The sequence below is a fragment of the Polaromonas sp. P3_A5 genome (assembly GCF_056403055.1).
The window spans coordinates 356,949-372,222 of record NZ_JBFUGF010000002.1 but is presented as its reverse complement, the minus strand read 5'-3'; the positions used below and the strand labels follow the sequence as shown (position 1 = coordinate 372,222).

At 62.5% G+C, this 15,274-nt stretch carries 16 protein-coding genes; 13 read left to right on the top strand and 3 right to left on the bottom strand.

Annotation, left to right across the window (positions count from 1 at the left end):
* The first annotated feature begins 67 nt into the window (after nucleotides 1–67).
* The 9 genes from AC1DU8_RS19200 to AC1DU8_RS19160 all read left to right on the top strand — a co-directional run bounded on the left by AC1DU8_RS19200 (nucleotide 68) and on the right by AC1DU8_RS19160 (nucleotide 8,578).
* The gene (locus AC1DU8_RS19200) at nucleotides 68–1,348 is read left to right on the top strand and encodes an L-fuconate dehydratase (RefSeq protein WP_457282673.1); all 1,281 of its coding nucleotides are present in this window, start codon (nucleotides 68–70) and stop codon (nucleotides 1,346–1,348) included.
* Nucleotides 1,349–1,409: 61 nt separating this feature from the next.
* Entirely contained in the window at nucleotides 1,410–2,192 is a 783-nt protein-coding gene (locus AC1DU8_RS19195) for an L-fucose dehydrogenase (protein ID WP_457282674.1), read from the top strand.
* A gap of 194 nt (nucleotides 2,193–2,386) precedes the next feature.
* Nucleotides 2,387–3,448: a porin gene (locus AC1DU8_RS19190; RefSeq protein ID WP_457282675.1), complete on the top strand. Its 1,062-nt coding sequence runs from the start codon at nucleotides 2,387–2,389 to the stop codon at nucleotides 3,446–3,448.
* Between the two features lie 223 nt (nucleotides 3,449–3,671).
* Nucleotides 3,672–4,625: an AEC family transporter gene (locus AC1DU8_RS19185; protein WP_457282676.1), complete on the top strand. Its 954-nt coding sequence runs from the start codon at nucleotides 3,672–3,674 to the stop codon at nucleotides 4,623–4,625.
* Between the two features lie 173 nt (nucleotides 4,626–4,798).
* Entirely contained in the window at nucleotides 4,799–5,236 is a 438-nt protein-coding gene (locus tag AC1DU8_RS19180) for a YciI family protein (RefSeq protein WP_457282677.1), read from the top strand.
* A gap of 65 nt (nucleotides 5,237–5,301) precedes the next feature.
* Nucleotides 5,302–6,075 (top strand): YciI family protein, encoded by a 774-nt coding sequence (locus AC1DU8_RS19175; RefSeq protein ID WP_457282678.1) that lies wholly within the window; start codon nucleotides 5,302–5,304, stop codon nucleotides 6,073–6,075.
* A gap of 174 nt (nucleotides 6,076–6,249) precedes the next feature.
* Nucleotides 6,250–6,786 carry an SRPBCC family protein gene (locus AC1DU8_RS19170; protein WP_457282679.1) on the top strand — a complete coding sequence of 179 codons (537 nt, stop codon included), beginning with the start codon at nucleotides 6,250–6,252 and terminating at the stop codon, nucleotides 6,784–6,786.
* 37 nt (nucleotides 6,787–6,823) lie between these two features.
* Nucleotides 6,824–7,273: a YciI family protein gene (locus tag AC1DU8_RS19165; protein ID WP_457282680.1), complete on the top strand. Its 450-nt coding sequence runs from the start codon at nucleotides 6,824–6,826 to the stop codon at nucleotides 7,271–7,273.
* Between the two features lie 6 nt (nucleotides 7,274–7,279).
* On the top strand, nucleotides 7,280–8,578 hold the full coding sequence (locus tag AC1DU8_RS19160) for an RNA polymerase sigma factor (protein ID WP_477727158.1): 1,299 nt from the start codon (nucleotides 7,280–7,282) through the stop codon (nucleotides 8,576–8,578).
* A 5-nt stretch (nucleotides 8,579–8,583) separates the two neighbouring features.
* Here the strand turns inward: AC1DU8_RS19160 and AC1DU8_RS19155 are convergent, their stop codons facing one another.
* Nucleotides 8,584–9,870, bottom strand: coding sequence for an MFS transporter (locus AC1DU8_RS19155; RefSeq protein WP_477727157.1), 1,287 nt, complete (start codon nucleotides 9,868–9,870; stop codon nucleotides 8,584–8,586).
* A 141-nt stretch (nucleotides 9,871–10,011) separates the two neighbouring features.
* On the opposite strand from AC1DU8_RS19155, the gene AC1DU8_RS19150 reads away from it, so the two are divergent.
* The 4 genes from AC1DU8_RS19150 (at nucleotide 10,012) to AC1DU8_RS19135 (ending at nucleotide 12,674) form a co-directional block, all read left to right on the top strand.
* Nucleotides 10,012–10,776 carry an ArsR/SmtB family transcription factor gene (locus tag AC1DU8_RS19150; protein ID WP_477666970.1) on the top strand — a complete coding sequence of 255 codons (765 nt, stop codon included), beginning with the start codon at nucleotides 10,012–10,014 and terminating at the stop codon, nucleotides 10,774–10,776.
* A gap of 84 nt (nucleotides 10,777–10,860) precedes the next feature.
* A complete protein-coding gene (locus tag AC1DU8_RS19145; protein WP_457282683.1) occupies nucleotides 10,861–11,259 on the top strand; it encodes a pentapeptide repeat-containing protein in 399 nt (132 codons plus the stop codon).
* Nucleotides 11,260–11,450: 191 nt separating this feature from the next.
* Complete coding sequence (locus AC1DU8_RS19140; protein WP_477689812.1) at nucleotides 11,451–11,993, top strand: hypothetical protein; 543 nt, start codon at nucleotides 11,451–11,453, stop codon at nucleotides 11,991–11,993.
* A 135-nt stretch (nucleotides 11,994–12,128) separates the two neighbouring features.
* Entirely contained in the window at nucleotides 12,129–12,674 is a 546-nt protein-coding gene (locus tag AC1DU8_RS19135) for a hypothetical protein (protein WP_457282685.1), read from the top strand.
* Between the two features lie 30 nt (nucleotides 12,675–12,704).
* Here AC1DU8_RS19135 and priA read toward each other — a convergent pair whose 3' ends face one another.
* Both priA and AC1DU8_RS19125 read right to left on the bottom strand, forming a co-directional pair.
* Nucleotides 12,705–14,906, bottom strand: coding sequence for a replication restart helicase PriA (gene priA, locus AC1DU8_RS19130; protein WP_477689813.1), 2,202 nt, complete (start codon nucleotides 14,904–14,906; stop codon nucleotides 12,705–12,707).
* A complete protein-coding gene (locus tag AC1DU8_RS19125; protein ID WP_457282687.1) occupies nucleotides 14,903–15,244 on the bottom strand; it encodes a hypothetical protein in 342 nt (113 codons plus the stop codon). The genes priA and AC1DU8_RS19125 overlap by 4 nt, the downstream gene beginning before the upstream one ends.
* Nucleotides 15,245–15,274: the final 30 nt, after the last annotated feature.

Below are 15,274 nucleotides of genomic sequence, written 5' to 3'. Positions count from 1 at the left end.
GCGGCCTCAGGGCCACGCGCTGAAGCGCTTCTTCACCAGGCAAACAGCAATCCCCAGGCAATCATTCATGAGCACTATCCAATCCATGCGTGTCGTCGATGTGCGCTTTCCCACGTCGCGGCATCTCGACGGCTCGGACGCGATGAATCCGGACCCGGACTATTCGGCGGCCTATGTGGTGCTGGAAACCGGCGAGCCGGGGCTTGAAGGCCATGGCCTGACTTTCACCATCGGCCGTGGCAATGAAGTCTGCTGCGCCGCCATAGAAGCCATGCGCCACCTGGTGGTCGGCCTCGACATGGACTGGGTGACCGAAGACATGGGCCGCTTCTGGCGTTACATCACCTCGGACAGCCAGCTGCGATGGATCGGCCCCGACAAGGGCGCGATCCACCTGGCGACAGCCGCGGTGGTCAATGCCGTGTGGGATCTGTGGGCCAAGCAGGAGGGCCTGCCGGTGTGGAAGCTGGTGGCCCGCATGAGCCCGGAAGAGATCGTCAGGCTGATCGACTTCCGCTACATCACCGACTGCATCACGCCGGCCGAAGCGCTGGCACTGTTGACGCGCCAGGCCGCCGGCAAGGACGCGCGCCTGAAGACGCTCGAGCAGGAAGGCTACGCTTGCTACACCACTTCCGCCGGCTGGCTGGGCTATGACGACGAAAAGCTCAGGCGCCTGGCCCAGGAGGCGGTGGACGCCGGCTTTTCGCACATCAAGCTCAAGGTGGGCCGCGACCTGCAGGACGACATCCGGCGGGTGCGCGTCGCCCGCGAGGTACTCGGCCCCGACCGCACCCTGATGATTGATGCTAACCAGGTGTGGGATGTCAACGAGGCGATTGAGTGGCTGGGCCACCTGGGCTTTGCCAAGCCCTGGTTCATCGAGGAGCCGACCAGCCCCGACGACATTGAGGGTCACCGCCGCATCCGCGAGGCGGTGAAGGGCGACATGCAGGTCGCCACAGGCGAGATGTGCCAGAACCGCGTCATGTTCAAGCAGCTCATCATGCAGGGCGCCATTGACGTGGTGCAGATCGACGCCTGCCGCCTGGGCGGGGTCAACGAGGTGCTGGCCGTGATGTTGATGGCGGCCAAATATGGGCTCAAGGTTTGTCCGCATGCCGGCGGCGTCGGCCTGTGCGAATACGTGCAGCACCTGTCGATGATCGATTACCTCTGCATCGCCGGTACCAAGGAAGGCCGGGTGATCGAATACGTGGACCACCTGCACGAGCATTTCGTGGACCCCTGCGTGATTCGCCATGCCGCCTACATGCCGCCGCAGCGGCCAGGTTATTCGATTGAGATGAAGCGCGAATCGCTGGCGCAGTACGCCTTCAAGGGCTGATGGCCGCTACACACCCTCGGCTGAGCCTGACCATAACCAACATCTGACACCGGAGCCCTTGATGAATTTGCACCTTCAAAACAAGATTGTCATTGTCACCGGCGGGGGCGCCGGAATTGGCGGGGCCATCAGCCTGCAGCTGGCACGCGAAGGCGCCGTGCCGGTGATCTTCGGCCGCAGCCCCTTGTTGCCGGAATTTTCCGCGGCCTTGCGGGATCTCGGTGCACGCCACGGGTTTTTCCAGCTCGACCTTGAAAGCGAATCGGCCTGCCGGACCGCGGTGCAGGGCGCCGTGGCCGAATTCGGCGGCATTGATGCGCTGGTCAACAACGCCGGCGTCAACGACAGCGTCGGCCTGGAGGCCGGCCCCGAGGCCTTCAAGCGCTCGCTGCAGTCCAACCTGATGCATTACTACCTGATGGCGCACCTGTGCCTGGACCAGCTCAAGGCCAGGCGCGGCGCCATCGTCAACATTTCCTCCAAGACGGCGCTCACCGGGCAGGGCAACACCAGCGGCTATGTCGCGGCCAAGGCGGCCCAGCTGGGGCTTACACGCGAATGGGCTGCCGCGCTGGCGCCGCATGGCGTGCGGGTCAATGCGGTGCTGCCGGCCGAAGTCATGACACCGCTCTATGAAACGTGGCTCAAGACCTTTGCCGACCCCGCAGCGGCGCTGGCCGACATCACGGCCCGGATTCCCCTCGGCCAGCGCATGACGACCGACCGCGAAATTGCCGACACGGTGGTGTTCCTGCTGTCCGATCGCGCCTCGCACACGACGGGCCAGTGGATTCATCCCGATGGCGGCTATGTGCATCTGGACCGCGCCTTACCTGTCGGCTGACCGTCATGAACAGACATCCATACGGCCAAAACGCCATGCGGCGTTGCCAGCTACCGAGCCCTGAAAAGCGCGATGAAGCTCGCCGCAGATTTTCCCCGCCCGAACCGGGTTCGCTCTGGGCAGCCATGCCGGCGAATGGGCATATCCGGACTTTTTAACTGACTCAACCTAACCATAGCAAAGAGAGACAAATCATGAAAGCTGCTTTCCGTAGTGTGTACCTCGGCGTGGCCTGCGCGGCCGTGCTGGCGCCGCAGTTGGCCTCGGCCCAGTCCAGCGTCACCTTGTACGGACGTGCCGTATCCGGCCTGGCCTATATTGACAATGTGTATGACCCGGTGGCCAATGCCAGCTTCTCCAAAGCCATGGTGGCCAGCAACCAGTGGGGCACCAGCATGTGGGGCATGAAGGGCAAGGAAGACCTGGGCGGCGGGCTGGCGGCCAACTTCCTTCTCGAAAGCGGGTTTGAACTGAAAAACGGCTCGGTCGGCTCGGCATTGTTCAACCGCCGCGCCTATGTCGGTCTGTCCAACGCCAGCTGGGGCAGCTTCCGTCTTGGCAAGAACCTGTTCATCAGCAACGACGTGTGGGACCTGGACCCGACTGGCCAACAGTGGGTGGGCAGCGCCACCCTGGTCAGGGGCCGCAGCTGGCCCGGTGCCAGCAACGTGGTCGAGTATTCAACGCCTGATATGGGCGGCTTCAGCGCCACCGGGCAAATCTCGTTTGGCGAACAGGCTGGAAACAGCAAGGCCAACCGCGGCGAAGGCATATCGATGACCTATGCGAACCAGGACCTGATGCTGCGCGCCATCTATTCCCAGCGCCGTAATGCTACCGCCACCTTCACGGATGTTTTCAGCACCTCCAAGGAAACCATCATAGGCGGCACTTACAAGTTCGGCCCGGCCAAGCTCTATGCAGCCTACGACTACATCACCGCACCCGACGCGGCCCTCACCGCCGCGTCCAAGCTCAAGCATGCCTGGGTTGGCGTTCGCTACGATGTGACCCCGGCGCTCACGCTGATCGGTTCGGTCTTCCACGTCAAATCTGACCGGGTGGCCGGCAAGGCCACGCTGGGCATGGTGGGTGCGGACTACAACATGTCCAAGCGCACGCTGCTGTACGCGTCATTCGGTAGCGTCAGCAACTCCAGTGGTGCCAACTTCGGGGTGGACGGGGGGATTTCGGGAAATCCGGCGGTCAACCAGGGGCAAAGAACCGTTTACGCGGGTATCGCGCACAGCTTTTAAAGGGCAACGCTGCCGGGCGAGTTCCATGCGTTCGGCGGCAGGCCGGCAGGTTCAGATCGGGATCACCTGACGCGGGCCAGCTGGCCAGCCACTTTTTGCTATTAAAAATATAGCTGCTTGCGCAGGCACTGCCTGCGTCGCAGCTATTTTTTATGCTCAATCGGCGTGCTGGCGGGGCCGTGCTACGCACCCGTATGCAAGGGCGTGGGCGACAATCAGCGCCGTGCTCAGCATTCTTTTCGTCACCTTTCCTTTTTTTGCCCTGGTGCTGTGCGGCTACCTTGCTGCGCGCCGGGGCCTGCTCCCGCAGCTGGCCATTCCTGGCCTCAATACCTTCGTGCTGTATTTCGCACTGCCCTGCATGCTGTACCGCTTTGGCGCCGGCACGCCGATTGCGCAGCTGCTGGACGCGAGCCTGGTGGCCGTCTATTTAGTGTGTGCTCTGTTGATGGTGGCTTTCACCGTGATGCTCACGCGCAAGGGCCGCATTGCATGGAACGATGCGTCTTTTGGCGCGCTGGTGGCGGCCTTCCCCAACACCGGCTTCATGGGTGTGCCCCTGCTGGTGGCGCTGTTGGGTGCGCAGGCCGCCGGACCGGCCATCGTCACCATCCTGGTTGATTTGCTGGTGACAAGCTCGCTGTGCATCGCGCTGTCGCGGCTGGACTCGGCCGACATTCATGGCGCCGAGGTCGCCGCGCAGAATGCGCTCAAGGGCGTGGCGCTCAATCCCATGCCGTGGGCCATCGTGCTGGGCGCGCTGTCGTCCGGCTTGGGTGTGATGTTGCCCGCGCCGGTGATGCAGACCGTCGGGCTGCTGGCCGATGCGGCCTCGCCGGTAGCGCTGTTCACCATTGGCGCGGTGCTGGCGCGTTCGCAGATGAACAGCACGGCAGCCACACCCCTGAAGGAGTATGTGCCGGTTGCTCTCATCAAACTGGTGGTGCACCCGGTACTGGTGGGCCTCGTCGGGCTGGGCGCCATCGCAGTGGGCGTGCCTTTGCAGCCTTTTGCTTTGACCGTCATCGTGCTGGTGGCGGCGCTGCCCAGCGCCAGCAATGTGGCGTTGCTGGCCGAGCGTTTCGGTGCGGACAACGGCCGCATCGCGCGCATCATCCTGTTGTCGACGGTGCTGGCCTTTTTCAGCTTTTCGGCAGCAGTGACCCTGCTGACCTGAGCCAGGTACCAGGCCTTTTCGGCTGTCGTTACAAAAAAACCTGAAAAAAGATGGCCCCGCGCTGTCGATTCCGCTCTTTCTGTTCGTCGTACCGGTAAGAGCAGGATTTTTCTGCCTGGGTTGTCCGGGCTCTCCGCTCCCAACGCAACTAACGCAACTTCAAGGAGTCCGAAATGAAATTCATGGTTCTCATCAAAGCCGACAAACACAGCGAAGCCGGTGAAATGCCCAGTGAACAACTGCTGGCCGACATGGGCAAGTTCAACGAATCGCTGGTCAAGGCCGGCGTCATGCTGGCGGGCGAGGGGCTGCATCCCAGTTCCAAAGGCGCGCGCGTCAGATTTTCCGGCAGCAAGCGCACCGTCATCGACGGGCCTTTTCCCGAAACCAAAGAACTGGTCGCCGGTTTCTGGATGCTGCAGGTCTCGTCCAAAGAAGAGGCCATTGAATGGGTCAAGCGCTGCCCGTTGCCACCTGAGAGCGAGGCCGAAATTGAAATCCGCCAGGTGTTTTCGGCTGAAGACTTTGGCGCGGAATTCACGCCCGAGCTTCGCGAAGCCGAAGAACGCCTGCGCCGGCAGGTGGAGGCGCAGTCCGGCGAAAAGTCCTGAAAACGGGCGTCCGGCTGCCGGGCCCGTGTTTGAGGTAAAAACCGGGTTCCAAGGAGATTCCACGCATGCAATACATGATCCTGCGCAAATCCGACGCGAGCACTGAAGCCGGCGAGCTGCCCAGCCCCGCACTGCTGGCCGCCATGGGCGCCTACAACGAAGAACTCGCCAAGGCCGGCATGCTGCTGGGCGGCGAGGGCCTGCAGGCAAGCTCAAAGGGCGCGCTCATCCGGTTTTCCGGTGGCAAGCCCACGGTCATCGATGGCCCCTTCACCGAAGCCAAAGAGCTGATCGCCGGTTTCACCATGATTGAGGCGGCTTCCAGGGATGACGCACTGGAATGGCTCAAGCGCTGGCCTCAAGAGGATGCGGATGGCAATACCTCGCTGGAAATCCGCGAGGGTGGCTGCCCCGGCGGCCTGCGCGGCGTCGCCGGGGAAGGCGCGCCGCCGCTGCCCGAGGGGTTCCGCCGCTTCATGATTTTGCTCAAGGCCAATGACCGCGCCGAAGCCGGCATCGTGCCCGACAACCAGTGGCTGGGGCGCATGGCCCAACACAACGACGATGCCGTCAAGGCTGGCGTGCTACTCATGGGTGAAGGGCTCAAGCCCAGCGCCAGCGCCTCCCGCATGAAGTTCACCCGAGGCAAACCCAGCGTGATGGACGGGCCGTTCGCCGAAGCCAAGGAGTTGCTGGCCGGCTTCTGGATCATCCGGGCGCGTTCGCTGCAGGCTGCGGTGGACTGGGCGCTGAGTTACCCCTTTCCGTTTCGCGATACGGAAGAGGTTGAGGTCGAGATCCGGTTGCTATATGAGGCGGCAGATTTCGCCCCGGCCTAACGTTCAGGGCTTCGGTCAAAAATATTTGAAATTTTTTTCACCGGGCGTGTCGATTTCGCATTTTTCGTTCGTCGTACCAGTGAGCAGACGTTTTTTTGGGGCCGGAGAGGCCCGATAAACCCGGCGCTCGCCCATTCATCGAAGTGAACGAACACCAACTTAAGGGAATAGAACATGTTCAAGACCATCGCCATCATTGCAGCCGTCGCCATTGTGGTGTTTATCGTGGCCGTGCTGATACTGGCCTCCAACAAGCCCGACACCTTCCGCGTCCAGCGCCAGACCACCATCCAGGCGCCACCCGAAAAAATCTTTCCGCTGATCAACGACTACAAACAGTGGGCCGCCTGGTCGCCCTGGGAGAAGAAGGACGCCGCCATGAAGCGCAGCTTCAGCGGCCCGGCCACCGGCAAAGGTTCTGCCTACGCCTGGGAAAGCAAGGAAGTCGGCACGGGTGACATGCTGATCACCGAGTCCGTACCGTCTTCCCTGGTCAAGATAGACCTGAACTTCAGCAAACCTTTCGAAGCCCACAACAAGGTGGTGTTCACTCTCCAGCCGCAAGCCGGTGGCAGCTTGGTCAGCTGGGATATGGCCGGCCCCGCGCCCCTGATGGCCAGGGTCATGCATGTCTTCTTCGATATGGACAAGATGGTGGGCAAGGATTTCGAAGCCGGCCTGGCCGACCTGAAGGCTGCTGCAGAAAAGTAAGCCCGGCTCACCCGCCCCACACTCAAGGAGTATTCAAATGCGATTCATGATGCTGATGATCCCCAAGGGCTACGAAACTGCCGACGCAGGCACCATGCCCAGCGCCGACGCCGTCGCCGCGATGATGAAATACAACGAAGCACTGCAAAAAGCCGGCGTGTTGCTCGCGCTGGACGGCCTGCACCCGCCCTCCATGGGCGCGCGCGTGAGCTTTCCGGGCGGCAAGGCCCATGTCAGCGACGGCCCCTTTGCCGAAGCCCGTGAGGTACTGGGCGGCTACTGGATGATCAACGTGGCCTCGCGCGAGGAAGCCATCAAGTGGGCAACGCGCTGCCCGGGCGGCGAGAACGAAATCATCGAAGTGCGCCAGGTGCAGGAGATGTCGGACTTCCCGCCCGACGTGCAGGAAGCCGCCGCCGGCTTCGTCGAGATGCAGCAGGCCCCCAGCGGGAAAAGCAAAAGTACCAGCAAAGGCAAGGGCGCCTGAAGCCGCATGGCGTCGCATGAAACCCACCGTGCCATCGACGCCGTCTGGCGCATCGAATCGGCCAAGGTCATCGCCAAGGTTGCACGCATGGTGCAAGAGGTGGGCCTGGCCGAAGAGATCGCGCAGGACGCCTTGGTCACGGCGCTTGAGCGCTGGCCGAAGACCGGTGTTCCGGACAATCCGGGCGCCTGGCTCATGGCCGTCGCCAAGCACCGCGCCATCGACTACCTGCGGCGGCGCAAGCTGCTCGCGCTCAAGCATGAAGAGCTGGGCCATGAACTTGAGCTGGAGCAGGAAATGGCCTTCGCCGATGTAGACGAGCCCGGCTCCGGGGACGAGGGCGATGACGCCTATGGTGACGACCTGCTGCGCCTGATCTTCACCGCCTGCCACCCGGTGCTGTCGACTGAGGCGCGCATCGCGCTCACGCTGCGGCTGCTGGGCGGTCTCAGCACCGACGAAATCGCGCGCGCCTTCCTCGTGCCCGAACCCACCGTGGCCCAGCGCATCGTGCGCGCCAAGCGCACCCTGGCCGAGGCGCGGGTGCCCTTTGAGGTGCCCGGCCCTGCCGAGCGCGAAGCCCGGCTGGCTTCGGTGCTTGAAGTCATCTACCTGATCTTCAATGAAGGCTATTCAGCCACGTCGGGCGGCGACTGGATGCGGCCCGCGCTGTGTGACCAGGCCTTGCGGCTGGGGCGTGTGCTGGCCGAACTCGCGACGCAGGAGCCTGAGGTTCATGGCCTGGTGGCGCTGATGGAAATCCAGGCCTCGCGCGCCAAGGCGCGCACCGGGCCGTCGGGTGAGCCCATCTTGCTGCTGGAACAAAACCGTGCGAGCTGGGACCATATCCTGATCCGCCGCGGCTTTGCCGCATTGGCACGCGCTGAGGCGTTAGGCGGCGCGCTGGGGCCGTATGCGTTACAGGCCGCGATCGCCGCTTGCCATGCGCGTGCGCCCACCGGTGCGGACACCGACTGGCAGCGCATTGCCGCGCTTTACGATGCGCTGGCGCAGCTCATGCCCTCGCCGGTGGTGGAGCTCAATCGCGCCGTGGCGCTGGCCATGGCCTTTGGCCCGGCGACGGGGCTGGAGGTGGCCGATGCGCTGCTGGCCGAGCCCTTGATGAAAAACTACCACCTGCTGCCCAGCGTACGCGCCGACTTTTTGTTCAAGCTCGGCCGAATCGAAGAGGCCCATGCGGAGTTCGAACGCGCCGCCTCGCTCACGCGCAACCTGCGTGAGCGCGAACTGCTGCTGGCGCGCGCTGAAGCCTGCAAGCCCGACGCCACGCCGCGCCCTTCCTGAGGCGCTCAGGCTGCCGGCTTGCGGCCGCCCAGCATGCAGGCGATGGCGGCCAGCTGCAGTAACACCGTCGCGCCAAAGTAAAGGCCTGTGCCCGCACCCAGATGCGCCGGGCTTCCGTTGGCCGTCACCAGCAGCAGCGCAAACGTAGCAGGCGCCAGCGCCCACAGGCCCTGCGACATCGCCACGATCAGCGCCACCACACGCGGAACATCTTCCTTGACGAACTCCACCTGCGCCACCAGCGGCGGCAGCGAGGTCGCGTTGCCGATGCCGACACCAAACAGCACCACGCCCAGCAGGATCAGCGCCGTTTGGTGTTCCGCCGCGCAAGCTAGCAGCAGTGAGCCCGCGATCTGCACCGCGTAGCTCACGCTGGCGACGACGCGTCGGTCGGCATCGGCAGGCATGAATTTGCCAACCACTGTTCGGCCACCGATGGCGCAGGCCGTGGCCAGCGCCATCGCCAGGCCTGCGCCCTGGGTGCTGAGTGCCGACACCAGCAGCGAATACAAATGCGTGATCAGGCCCGCCTGCGCAAACAGGCTGAGCGCCATCGCCGCAGCCAGCGTGCGAAAACTGCGGTCGCGCCACAGCAGGCGGCCCGGCAGCGGCTTGGCGTGCGCCGAGGTGATGCTGCGTGCTGGCGTGCCTGGCGCGTCACCATCAGGCTGCTGGCCCATGCGCTCAGGCGTCTTCGCGATCACGTAAAAGCAAAGGCACGCCACGATGGCCAGCATGGCGCCACCCACCAGCATGGTGGCGGCGGCAAAGCCCATCGCCACAATCAAAGCGCCCCACAGCGGCGAGAAAATCACGCCGCCCAGGCTGGCGCCGTTATAGGCCTTGGCCAGTGCCATGGGCCGGCCGCGCACAAACCAGGGCGAGATGATGGCGTTGATGCCTGCCGCGCCCATGGTGACCCAGCCGCCGCCCGTCAACATGGCGGCCATAAACAGTTGCCACGGCTGTGCAGCCAAGGCCCAACCCAGCAGGCCGACCGCCAGCGCTGCGCAGCCTGCGGCGGTAGTGGCTGCAACGCCCAGCCGGGCATGAATACGCGGCAAGCAGGCCACCACGCCCGCGCCAAAGAGGAAGTGAAACGTCACGGCCGCCGACACCAACGGCAGCGCCCAGCCGGTGCGCGCGATCACCGCATGCAGAAAAATCGCCGGGCTGTAAAAGCCCACGCCCCAGCCAAAGATGGCGAGCACAAAGGCGGCCCGCACCACGGTGGTTCCGTAAAACGCGCGTGGCGCTTGGGGTCGCAGAGTTGGGGTCATTGGCAGTTCCATGAGGTTCTCCTTGTGAGAAGGCAGCGGTTGCTGCATGGCCTTCATGGTGCGGCGAAGCCCTGCCTTGATGCTTCGTCACAGAGCGAAGCATGGGCGGCGCGATGCTGCTAAGGTTGACCCTACAAGACGTCAAACATCATGATGAACACCAACCAAATCGCCCACATCGCCTCGCTGGTCGGCGAGCCGGCCCGCACCGCCATGCTGATGGAGCTGCTCGACGGCCGCTCCCTCACTGCCCATGAGCTGGCCGGGGTCGGCAATGTCTCACCACAAACCGCCAGCCGACACCTGGCCCTGATGGTCGAAGGCGGCTTGCTGTGCGTAGAGCAACACGGCCGGCACCGTTATCACCGCCTCGCCTCGGTGGAAGTGGCACGTGTGCTCGAAGGCATCACGCAACTGGCCTCCCAAAATGCCCCCGCGCCACGCCGCGCCGTAGTGCCCGGCCCCAAAGACGCCGCCATGCGTATGGCCCGCAGCTGCTACGACCACATCGCCGGCCGCCTCGGCGTAGCCATCGCCCATCACCTGCTGGCCGATGGCGCCATCACCTTTGACGGCGAGGCCGGCCACGTCACCGCCAAGGCCGGCGCCGTGCTGGCGCGGCTGGGCATTGAGCTGTCAACCTCGCCCACCAGCATCAACACCAAACGGCCTTACTGCCGCCCGTGCCTTGACTGGAGCGAGCGCCGCTTTCATGTCGCCGGGCAACTCGGCACGCTGATCTGCAACCACAGCCTGGAGCGCGGCTGGCTCTTGCGCCGACAGGGTATGCGCGCGCTGGAGATCACACCTAAAGGTGCGGTGGCGCTGCGCGACTGGATGGGGCAGGAGGACTGGCGGCAAGTGACGGAGGGAGAGACCTTCCCAGCGCGGCAGGAGCAACGGCGCGCAGCCGCCTGAACTCGGCGCCCGTTCATGCCACAGCCTTTTGCGGCATACATTACGTCAGGCGCTTCACTCAAATCCACTTCTGCCAGATTTTCCATGACACTCTACGTTGAGAGCACTGACTTTGACCAAGACTCCCTGCCCAAAGGCTGGGACGAGGGGTCGTTCAAATACTGCAACTTCAGCAAGCTTGATATAGAAGGTAGCGGTTTCAGCGGCGTTCTCGTGGGCTGCGTCGTCGAAGAATCGGAGTGGTATTGGAGCTTGTTCAATACCGCCACATTTGTGAATGTCAAATTCAGAAAATGCATCTTTCGCGGCGCCTCATTTGCAGGTTGCAGCTTCACTGAATGCCAATTCATCGACTGCTTGTTTGTCAAAGATAGCCTGGACGGGGGCTGCAGCTTCACTGAAAACCGCTGGTACGCATGCACGCAGTCTGGCTGCACAGGCCTCATCGTCAATGCGGTCGCTCAATCGCCGGCCCTCCAGTGAGCAAACGCCCAATCTCTTCAATCGAGAGGACGTGTCCCTTGGTTTTTGCGGTTAGATTCGCCAGCTTGTCCTGTCGCATTTCGCGTCATACATTACGTGAGAGGTCAAAGTCATATGCCTGATGCTTCCGAGATTGAAGTTATCAAGTTAGGTCGTCGTATTTTGCGGCGTACATTAAGTTAGGTCTCACCATGCGGTCGCCCGACATTGAGCTGACGAGTCGAGAGCAAGAGCTGTTCGCTCAAATTCACTTCCACTCCAGGGTGCATGAGGACTTTCGCGCATCGATCATGCCGATGGTCGCTTTAACCGAAACTTTGCTGAAGCGCGGCGCGGTTTCCGAAGTTCGGCGCTTGTACTTTACCGACCCGGAGCGGAATCCCGGTGGCCGTGGCAAGTCCCGCCAGGACATATTCGAGAAGAACGGGACCTCTGGACCAGAGATCCTGGCGCATCCCCACTTCATGAAGTATCTCGAGTACTTTGTGTGCGGACCAAATCTTCCTGCTGCGGTTATCGCGGAGTTCAAAGAAGCTGCGCGCTTCTCAGGTTACTTGACTGGGGGAGATGTTCTTGATCTGATCCCGAAGGCGCGAGCGGTAGTCCGTTCGGAACGTCTCGAACCGCATGACGCATCCGACGAGTTTCACAAGCTGGTGCTTGAGTGCGGAGCTATGCCCTCCAGTGCCGAATCAATCCGAAGCGCGGTACGCGCCATAAAGGTGAGCAGATGAGACTTAACAGGTCGTTCGACACGGACACGCAGCGGCATTGCGCCGCGAGGTGCACGCTTCCCCCGACGCCTCGTGGCGCAATGCCGCTGCATGCCGGTCAACTTCGACGTTAGGCGCGGAATGAGGAAGCAGAGAATGGAACGTCGCATGCTATACATCCCTGTACTCCAAATCGACACGAACCTCATCAATGCTCGGCAAAAGCTTGGTGCGGTAAATCTACTCGAACGGTGGTACGCAGACGAGGTAATTCTGATCAACATCTCCTCTGTCGCCCACGACGAGGCACAGGCGGATGGAGATCCGCTCCGCGTCAAGAAAGCCAACGAGCAGATCTACACCGCAACACCTCCGGTTCCGGAGAACGATCCGCTGTTTGAGAAGGTTCAGACCGCTCTGTTCCCACAGGGACCTAAGGATGAGAATCAGCGCAACGACATCCGCATCGTGTGCGAAGCTGCCAAGTACCATGCCATCTTGGTCACGGCCGACGGAGCTTCAAAGACTCAGCCGGGAGGCATCCTTGGTAATCGTCACAAGCTCGGCAACTTGGTTCAAATCATGTCGCCAGAAGAGGCTGTCGCCTTCGTGCGCTCGAAGATTCGTGAGCGAGACGAGTTCAACGAACGGTCTGTCAAGGAGTTCGGCGGCGAACTCCCACCTTGGACAGGCAAGGACTGAATCGCCGCCCAACGAACCGCCCACCATCCATCAAATCGCAATCGGGTCCACATCAATCGCCCAGCGGATCAGGCTTTTAAATTCTGCCTGCTGGCGCGTTTCAAACAGCGTGGGCTGCCAGGCTGCGAGGAAGCGTTGCAGCGCCGCGCGTGACGGACTTTCGACCAGCATCTGCGCGCGCTCGATATTGGCCACACGCTGTATCGTCATCGGCACGGCCGGATATGCAGTGACCTGCCCGTTGCCCGTGAGCTGTTGCGCCTCGGCCTGGGCCGCTGCTGCGTTCAGAAATCCTTGTGCCACATCCTGCGCACGCGCCTCGGCGCGCACCAGCGCTGAAAAACCGAAGGGCGACATGCCCGCCGCTTCGCGCTCGGCCAACTGCTGCGTCGCAAAACCCGGATAGTCGTGCTTTTTCAGTGCTTCAAAAAGCGGATGGGCGGGATGAAAAGTCTGCACCCACATCTCGCTGGCTTCGCTGTGCCGGGCATCACGGCCTGCACGGCCTCCCGCTTGCATCAAGAGGCTGAAGAGGCGCTCGGGCGCACGGAAGTCGCTGGAGAACAGCGCCCCGTCAGGGTTGATGGCCGCCACCAGCGTGATGTGGCGAAAGTCGTGGCCCTTGGCGATCATCTGCGTGCCGACCAACACGTCGACCTCGCCCGCATGCACGCTGGCCAGCTGCGATTCGAGCGCCCCTTTGAGCCGCGTCGTGTCAGCGTCGATACGGGCAATGCGCGGCGGCTCGCCGTCTGGCCGCTTCACGCCGGCCAGTAATTCGGCCAAATGTTCTTCCAGCCGTTCGGTGCCGCGTCCTACGGGCGCGATGTCGATGTTGCCGCAGCTCGGGCAGGCGCGCGGCACACGTTCGGTGAAGCCGCAGTGATGGCAACGCAGGGTGCGGTCTATCTTGTGAAAAACGCGGTAGGCGCTGCAGTGCGGGCACTCGCTTTTCCAGCCGCAGTCGTGGCAGGCCAGCACAGGCGCATAGCCGCGCCGGTTTAAAAAGATCAACGACTGCTCGCCACGGGCTACGCGCTGCGCGATGGCATCCAGCAGCGGCGGCGCAATCACGCAGTGCTTGGGCTGGTGGTTCATGTCCACGCGCCGAACTGTGGGCAGGCCTCCTGAAGAGCTCGTCGCTGAGGAATTTTCCGACGGGCCGCCCCTAGGAAAATTGGCCCCCTCGGGGGGCAGCGCATTACGCGAAGCGAAAAGCGTGGGGGCCACGTCACCGATACGTTCACTCATCGTGAGGCGTTGGTAGCGGCCCGCCAGTGTCGCCTGCCAACTCTCCAATGATGGCGTGGCCGAACCGAGCAGCACCCTGCAAGGACCATGGTCATGCGTGGCGTCCTCGGTCTCTATCTTGGCGCGGTAGACCGCCAGGTCGCGGGCGGAATAGCGTGCGCCCTCTTGTTGCTTGTAGCTTGGGTCGTGTTCCTCATCGACCACCAGCAGGCGCAGATTCGGCATGGAGGCAAACACCGCCATGCGCGTGCCCAGCACCAGGCGCGCATGGCCGGCGTGGGCCGCCAGCCAGCTTTTCAGGCGCTGGGCTGGGGTCAGGCCGCTGTGCAAGGCCACCACGCGCTCTTTGCCCAGGTGGGCAAAACGCGCTTCAAAGCGCGATTGCAGCTGGGGCGTGAGGTTGATCTCGGGCACCATCACCAGCACCTGGGCTGTGGGGTCCTGCTCCAGCACGCGGGCCGCGGCGCGCAGGTAGACCTCGGTTTTGCCGCTGCCGGTGGCGCCGAACAGCAGCGCGGGCCGGGTATCGTTGTCAAATTCAGCCAGGGCAAGAGCCTGCTGCGCACTGAGCGGCATCAGAGCCGCGGTGTCCTGCGGGCCGCTGGTGTCCGCAACCGGGCGCTTGAGCCGCCGCGCCAGCTGAACATTGCTCAGGTCGCGCAGTTGCGGCGGCAATGCCGCCAGCGCCACCTCGCCCAGGGAGCGCTGGTAATAAGCGGCGGTGAACGTCACCAGTTTTTGCCAGGTCGCCGAAAGAGGCTGCAGCCCTTCCAGCACACCGGTGACATGACGCGTCTGTATTTCCAGCAGCGTTCCACTGTCAGGTACGACTTCCCACACCACCCCAAGGACTTCGCGTTTACCCAGCGGCACGCGCACCAGGGCACCCACAGCAAGCGGCAACTCGCTTTGGTAGGTCAGTGGCCCGCCAATGGAACTGTGCGCGGGCGCGGCAACGGCAACTTGAAGCCAATAGCTCATTTGGAGTAACTAAATGTGTTTACTTCTTGAGAAGTACATCCAGATAGTGCGCTAAGTCCTTGATTTACCATCGCTTTACAGATTTCCAGATTTTCTGTGGATAACTTTGTTGATAGCTTGCCGTGGCGCGTCGCGAAGCCTTGTAAATCAAGGCTTTTCTTAAACTGCCCGGAAAAAAAGCAATTTAAAGTCTCTATATAAATCAACAACTTACGTCCGCTATTGCTTTGATAGCGAAGCATGCCGCCTGCGTTCACCATTGCGGCACCGCAACACGAATTTTGTGCATAAGTCCGGGCGCCATCGCCCGGTTTTGTGCTAGCCATGGTTGAAATCATTCGTCCAGTGGCCTTTTCTGGACGTAGGCG